The organism is Shewanella sp. GutDb-MelDb (assembly GCF_002836075.1).
Taxonomy (GTDB): domain Bacteria; phylum Pseudomonadota; class Gammaproteobacteria; order Enterobacterales; family Shewanellaceae; genus Shewanella.
The window spans coordinates 1-5,967 of sequence record NZ_PJBM01000005.1; the positions used below are offsets into that span (position 1 = coordinate 1).

Consider the following 5,967-nt stretch of genomic DNA (forward strand, 5'->3'; position numbering starts at 1 on the left):
GGCAACGAGTGGCATCGACAGATTCATCAACAGCTCGTACAACCATGCCTACAGAAATTTCGCCTGCGTCTGTACCTAAGCGATATCCGCCACCAGGGCCTCGGACGCTAGATACAAGCCCATTTTTTCTAAGTTTTGCGAAAAGTTGTTCTAGGTAAGATAGAGAGATCCCTTGGCGCTCTGAAATGTCGGCTAATGGTACTGGACCATTAGTAGAATGCATTGCAACATCTAGCATTGCAGTGACAGCATACCGACCTTTTGATGTAAGTTTCATTGCTAGTACGTCTCCCAAAAAAGCATAGGGCAATTTCATCATACCTGAGTAAATTAGTCAAGTATAAAAACCTAGTGAATTGGTCAAGTATTATAAAGAACATGACAGGGGTTAAATACCCCGTCATTTTACTGGGGTATTTAACCTTTTTATTAGGCAAGATTCAATGGTGTTTAGTAAAAATGGCGTACATAAGTCTAGATAATGGGATCAAACTCATCTAATGACTTCTGGCGTTTTTGTGCTGCCGCTAATTCAGCTTCACTAAACTCATCAACTTCAAGTTCAGGAAGCTTCTCCGTACAAACACTACCGCCCAAACTTTGTACTGCTTGACAGACTTCTTGTACTTTTGAATCCATCAAAGTCATATGGTCCAGCATTTGGCCAATTGCGTTGGCGACTGGATCAGGATTGTCAGGTGCAACAGCGTAAGCATCAAAGCCATACTTCTTCGCCATTTCAGTGCGCCGATTGGTTTGCTCTGTAGATTGCTCAGACGGGCTAGCAACTGCACGCCCAGGGATGCCAACCACGGTGGTGTCTATCGGTACATCTTTAACAACCACCGAATTAGAACCCACACGCGCGCCATCATTCATCGTAATCGGTCCAAGGATTTTTGCGCCTGCGCCAATAACGACATTATTGCCAAGCGTTGGGTGCCGCTTGCCAGACTGCCATGTCGTACCACCGAGTGTCACGCCGTGATACAAAGTACAATCATTACCAATTTCGGCCGTTTCACCAATGACAACCCCCATCCCATGGTCGATAAAGAACCGGTCGCCAATGGTGGCACCGGGGTGGATTTCAACACCGGTTAACCAACGTGAGAATGTAGATAGACATCGCGCTAACAAACGCCATTTTCGCACCCAAAGCTTATGACTGATCCTGTGGATCCATATTGCTTGCATGCCTGGATAATTGAACAGTATTTCAATTGTTCCGTTCGCGGCGGGGTCTCTATGGTAGATAGACGCTATATCATCTTTAAGTCTCGCGATAACACCCATGCTAACTACTTCCTTTTACTTATCGTTGGTTTCATTCTTAGCGACGACTTTGTCTACCGACGTTAAAATTCCACGCAAGATATTCATCTCTTGACGTTCGATTCTAGCGCGACTGAATAGCCTGCGTAGCTTTGTCATTACCTGACCTGGATGTTGTTTCACGATAAAATGGGTCGATAAAAGCGTGTTCTCCATATGTTCATAAAAGTTTTCACGCTCTTTTGAAAATGGATATTCGTTTTCAGGCTCAACAAATCCGTCAGGCTTATTACTTTCAAACTCTTTTTGAACCTGCGCTAAATGCGCTACACGAGCTTCATAACAGATGATTTGAACAGCCTGCGCTAAGTTAAGCGAGGTGTATTCTGGATTGGCTGGTATCGCAACATGATAATCGCAGCCCTGCAACTCTTCATTAGAAAGGCCGTTGTTTTCACGTCCAAATACGATAGCGACGGGACCAGTGAGTGCTGATGCAACAAGTTTTTCACCCGCCTCTCTTGGCTCTAGCATTGGCCAATCGAGTGTACGGCTTCGCGCACTGGTAGCGATAACTAGGCTACAATCTGCAATAGCCTCTTCAACAGAGCCTACTGTAATAGCATGTTTTAAAATATCTGAAGCACCTGCGGCTAATGCCACTGAATGGCCATCAGGTGTAACCCTAGGTTCTGCTAGATATAAAGTGGATAACCCCATGGTTTTCATAGCACGGGCTGTTGAACCTATATTCCCTGGGTGGGATGTACCGACAAGAACGACGCGAATATTGCTGAGCATGAAATTACTTAATTTAAATGAGAGGACACTTGAAAATATTTTAACACAAGCCTGCTATTTTTACTTATACAAAAATCAGCATTTGATATCATCGAAAAAACACGTATAATTCGGCTCCGATAATTTATATCTGTTCTTTTACATCCAGGGGATTTGCAATGCTTCCAATGCATACCATTGCCGTGCGCGCCGCTCGCGCTGCCGGCCAAATAATTACACGTGCTTATGGCGAACTAGACCGTATTGAGGTTACTTCAAAAGGAGCTAATGACTACGTCACTAACGTGGATAAAGAAGCTGAAGCTGCAATTACCTACCAGATCCGTAAGGCTTACCCTGATCACACTATCATTGGTGAAGAAACAGGTGAGAACAAAGGCGCTAATAAAGATTACGTTTGGATCATAGACCCACTGGATGGCACTAATAACTTTGTCAGAGGTATCCCTCACTTTGCTGTATCTGTCGCGATGCAGTTTAAAGGTAAAACAGAAGTTGCTGTTGTGTATGACCCTATTCGTGATGAGCTTTTCTCTGCTGTACGCGGAAAATTTGCCAAGTTAAACGACTTCCGAATTCGCGTTAAGCCAAGAAACGATCTGAGTGACAATATCATTGCTACTGGATTCCCTTTCAAGGCAAAACAGCACACTGAAACGTACATGAAGCTTTTCGCTTTAACATTTACACAATGTGCTGATTTACGTCGTGCAGGTTCTGCCGCGTTAGATCTAGCTTACCTTGCAGCTGGCCGTGTTGATGGTTTCTTTGAAATCGGTCTTAAGCCTTGGGACATTGCAGCAGGTGATTTGATTGTTCGTGAAGCTGGCGGCACAGTAACTGACTTTACTGGCAACCATAACTATCTCACATCAGGAAATATCGTTGCAGGCAACCCAAAAACAACAACTGCACTTGTTAAGTCATTCCGCCCATTATTGAGCGAAGCGCTTAAGCGTTAATGATCAGCAGATTATAAATTATTTGGATATTTTAAAAACCGCCTCATTAGGCGGTTTTTTTATACCTCAGTATCTGGCTTAAAATGTTTATCCATTAATGCCAGTGCTGATATCAATTGCATTAAGTATGTAGTCAATTCAGAAGTGCTCAAACTTCTCAACTCAAAGCGCATTGACGACAGAATGGTCTATTTTGTTCCATACAAAATATGACATTTACTCCCTACATGAAGCTCAGATGCAGAAGGTACGAGACCATGAATGGCGAAGGTAGAATAATGCAGGAGCAATTATCGAGAGTAACGCATAGAGCTGTTACCGAAGATGCCAGAGCCGAGAATAACAATTAGCTTCAACCCCCAATCTCGCCTACAGGGCGTTGAATTCCAGCTGAATGGTCAGACTTTTAATGCAACTGGTATTACATAGATTGTCTAAAAACATACACGACACAGTCATTTTTTTACCTTTCATTCATAAACGTTTCGTTACAAAATCCTGATTTATCTATATAAAACTCGCAACTGTGAAAAGCATCACATCGTCGATGTCGCGTTTATACGATTTACTGGTACTCTTTATGAAACGACTGCATTAGGGGACAACATGGATAAAATGTATCGAAAATACGGTATTACAAGTATCAAAGCCGTTGAACATTTAGTATTAATGATTATTGCCATCGCCACTATTGTGGCGATTGGACAAGAGATAGTGCATATATTTAACGCGGGTGAAGTTGCTTTAGCTGACTTATTGTTGCTGTTTATTTACCTAGAAGTGTTAGCAATGGTTTCGCATTATGCCGAGTCGGGCAAATTGCCGATTAGAATGCCGCTTTACATTGCTATTGTTGCGTTAGCGCGTTATCTAATTTTAGATATGAAAGCTATGGACGACTGGCGTATTGCTTCGATCTCATTCTCGACGTTAATTTTAGCAGCCACTGTTATTGTTATCCGCTGGGGGCAATTGAAATTACCGTATCCCCGCCCTAAAGAAGATAATTAGTCACAACTTAAGTGTGATGAATACAAAAATGCTCAAAGTTAACACTTTGAGCATTTTTTATTTAGACTGTGCTAATTAAGCCGTACGTCTAATGCTTAATTGTTTTAATGATTGCAAATACGATCGGCTGCTGTCGCAATGCCAGTCTCAGAGTGAATAAACTTACCTTTCTTCTCTAAAAAGTCAATCAAGGCTTCTGCATCCATCTCTTCGGCAGAACAAGTATGGTAACGAGCGCCCGCACCAAATGTCCCCTGCATTAACGCTTTTAAAGCTTCTCGTGATAAAGGCTCTTCATGCTCAAGCATGAGTTCCATAACCTTGTGACCGTGTATTGAATCTGACATATACCCTCAAAATTTAAGCTGCATTTAATAGACACTTTATACTGTAATTCCAACAGTTAAACTTTGATCTAAGCAACAATGTTTAACTTTGAGACGCTTAATCTTGGGATAAAGCAAAACAACATTGTATAAAGTCGATGTCGGATACACCGTTTATCATTTACATTTTTATGTTATAAAAAAAGAAGCCAATCATATGACTGGCTTCTTAAAGTAAGTGTAGCGTCACTAAACAGGCAGGTTATTCACCCTTTAGTATTTCAGGCTCGACCAACACACTGTCATTTGCATCTGAAATCCAAATCTGACCTTCACAGATGTTAATTTGCAATGCCATATTTTTACCCACCATTTGTCCCATCGCTTTAACGGCGTCTTCTGGGATATTGGTCACCGTTAGGTTATTGTAACGTGCTAGCGCGGCTTCGTTCTGTTTCCACCAAATGGGAACACTACGCCCAGCGTAGGTAATAAGCTGCACAGCTTTAGCGCGGCCACAGGCTTTACGGATCCATTTCTCATCACTTTGACCAAACTCAATCCAGAGATCAATTTCACCTGATAAGGTTTTATCCCAAAGCTCTGGTTCATCGTCAACGTTCATGCCCTTGCTGAAAGCTAAAGATTCGCTGGCATTCATAGCGAAAGCGAGCAATCTTACCATCATACGGTCGTCGGTTTCAGAGGGATGTTGAGCGAGCATTAATTGATGGTCGTTGTAGTAAGCACGATCCATATCGGCGATTTGGAGAGATACTTTGAATACTGTTGCTTTTAAGGCCATGAGTTTTTTCGACTGGGTATTTGCGCTAAGTGTACCTTAAATCCCCCTCTAAAAGGGCTAAACATTAAGGTACTATAAACCTTGATAACAAAATACAGTACCCACTTACTCTAAACTCAAGTTGACTTAGATAGCCCCTACTTTTAAACGCTTGGCTTGCGGAAACAGTGTGACTAATCGATCAATCTCGGCAACGTCTGCATACACTAAGCAGTGCTCACCCTCGTAGAGTGCTTGTTGCAAGCTGTAATCACTCCAGTTACTGTCGCGTGCAGCATCTCGCCTAAGTAACTCATTGAGTGTATGAGGCATCGATTGTTCGCTAAAGACAATATCTAATTTTTGCAGGTAAGGCATCGCGGCGATAGGCAGAAGCTCAGCCTCGATTTGTGCATCAAGCAGTAACAGCTCCCCTTGTCCATCTTGCTGAGTAAAACTGGCTTGATAATGAGCCGTTGTTTGTTTATCAAATCGAGATTGATTGAGCTTAAAAAAACGCTCCCAAAACAATCTTCTTTGTTTAAATATTGGTAACTTTGCTTGCACGTCTTGTCGACGTTCTGCAATAAAATCAAATAATGGCGTAATCGACTGCGGTAACCATGATTCTAGTCTGGCTCTAAGCTCCCGTGCATAAACAGGCGCGGCGCCGGCGGTGCTTATCGCTATTTGTAATCGACCTCTGTCTACAATAGAAGGCGTTATAAAACTGCAAAAGCTTGGATTATCAACCACATTAACCCATATACCACCCTGCTTAGCGATAGTCGCTAACCTCTCATTGAGT

The 5,967-nt window shown here is 42.4% G+C and carries 8 protein-coding genes; 2 read left to right on the plus strand and 6 right to left on the minus strand.

Annotated features, from left to right (window positions below; translation table 11 throughout):
• The 3 genes from CXF82_RS00200 to trmJ form a co-directional block, all read right to left on the minus strand.
• Positions 1–277, minus strand: a 277-nt coding sequence (locus CXF82_RS00200) for an Rrf2 family transcriptional regulator (RefSeq protein ID WP_145991616.1), incomplete at its 3' end; no start/stop codon positions are given.
• A gap of 197 nt (positions 278–474) precedes the next feature.
• Positions 475–1,296: a serine O-acetyltransferase gene (cysE, locus tag CXF82_RS00205; protein WP_101089049.1), complete on the minus strand. Its 822-nt coding sequence runs from the start codon at positions 1,294–1,296 to the stop codon at positions 475–477.
• Between the two features lie 15 nt (positions 1,297–1,311).
• Positions 1,312–2,076, minus strand: a complete 765-nt coding sequence (gene trmJ / locus CXF82_RS00210; protein WP_102039700.1) for a tRNA (cytosine(32)/uridine(32)-2'-O)-methyltransferase TrmJ — start codon at positions 2,074–2,076, stop codon at positions 1,312–1,314.
• Positions 2,077–2,234: 158 nt separating this feature from the next.
• Here trmJ and suhB point away from each other — a divergent pair, with 158 nt between their 5' ends.
• Both suhB and CXF82_RS00220 read left to right on the plus strand, forming a co-directional pair.
• The gene (suhB, locus tag CXF82_RS00215) at positions 2,235–3,038 is read left to right on the plus strand and encodes an inositol-1-monophosphatase (protein ID WP_101089051.1); all 804 of its coding nucleotides are present in this window, start codon (positions 2,235–2,237) and stop codon (positions 3,036–3,038) included.
• 606 nt (positions 3,039–3,644) lie between these two features.
• Positions 3,645–4,049, plus strand: a complete 405-nt coding sequence (locus CXF82_RS00220) for a phosphate-starvation-inducible protein PsiE (RefSeq protein WP_102043454.1) — start codon at positions 3,645–3,647, stop codon at positions 4,047–4,049.
• Positions 4,050–4,153: 104 nt separating this feature from the next.
• Here CXF82_RS00220 and CXF82_RS00225 read toward each other — a convergent pair whose 3' ends face one another.
• The 3 genes from CXF82_RS00225 to CXF82_RS00235 all read right to left on the minus strand — a co-directional run.
• Positions 4,154–4,396 carry a YecH family metal-binding protein gene (locus CXF82_RS00225; protein ID WP_102043455.1) on the minus strand — a complete coding sequence of 81 codons (243 nt, stop codon included), beginning with the start codon at positions 4,394–4,396 and terminating at the stop codon, positions 4,154–4,156.
• Positions 4,397–4,637: 241 nt separating this feature from the next.
• Positions 4,638–5,180: a YaeQ family protein gene (locus tag CXF82_RS00230; RefSeq protein ID WP_101089054.1), complete on the minus strand. Its 543-nt coding sequence runs from the start codon at positions 5,178–5,180 to the stop codon at positions 4,638–4,640.
• A 126-nt stretch (positions 5,181–5,306) separates the two neighbouring features.
• Positions 5,307–5,967 (minus strand): precorrin-2 dehydrogenase/sirohydrochlorin ferrochelatase family protein (locus CXF82_RS00235; protein ID WP_102043456.1); only part of this gene is annotated, 661 nt, incomplete at its 5' end.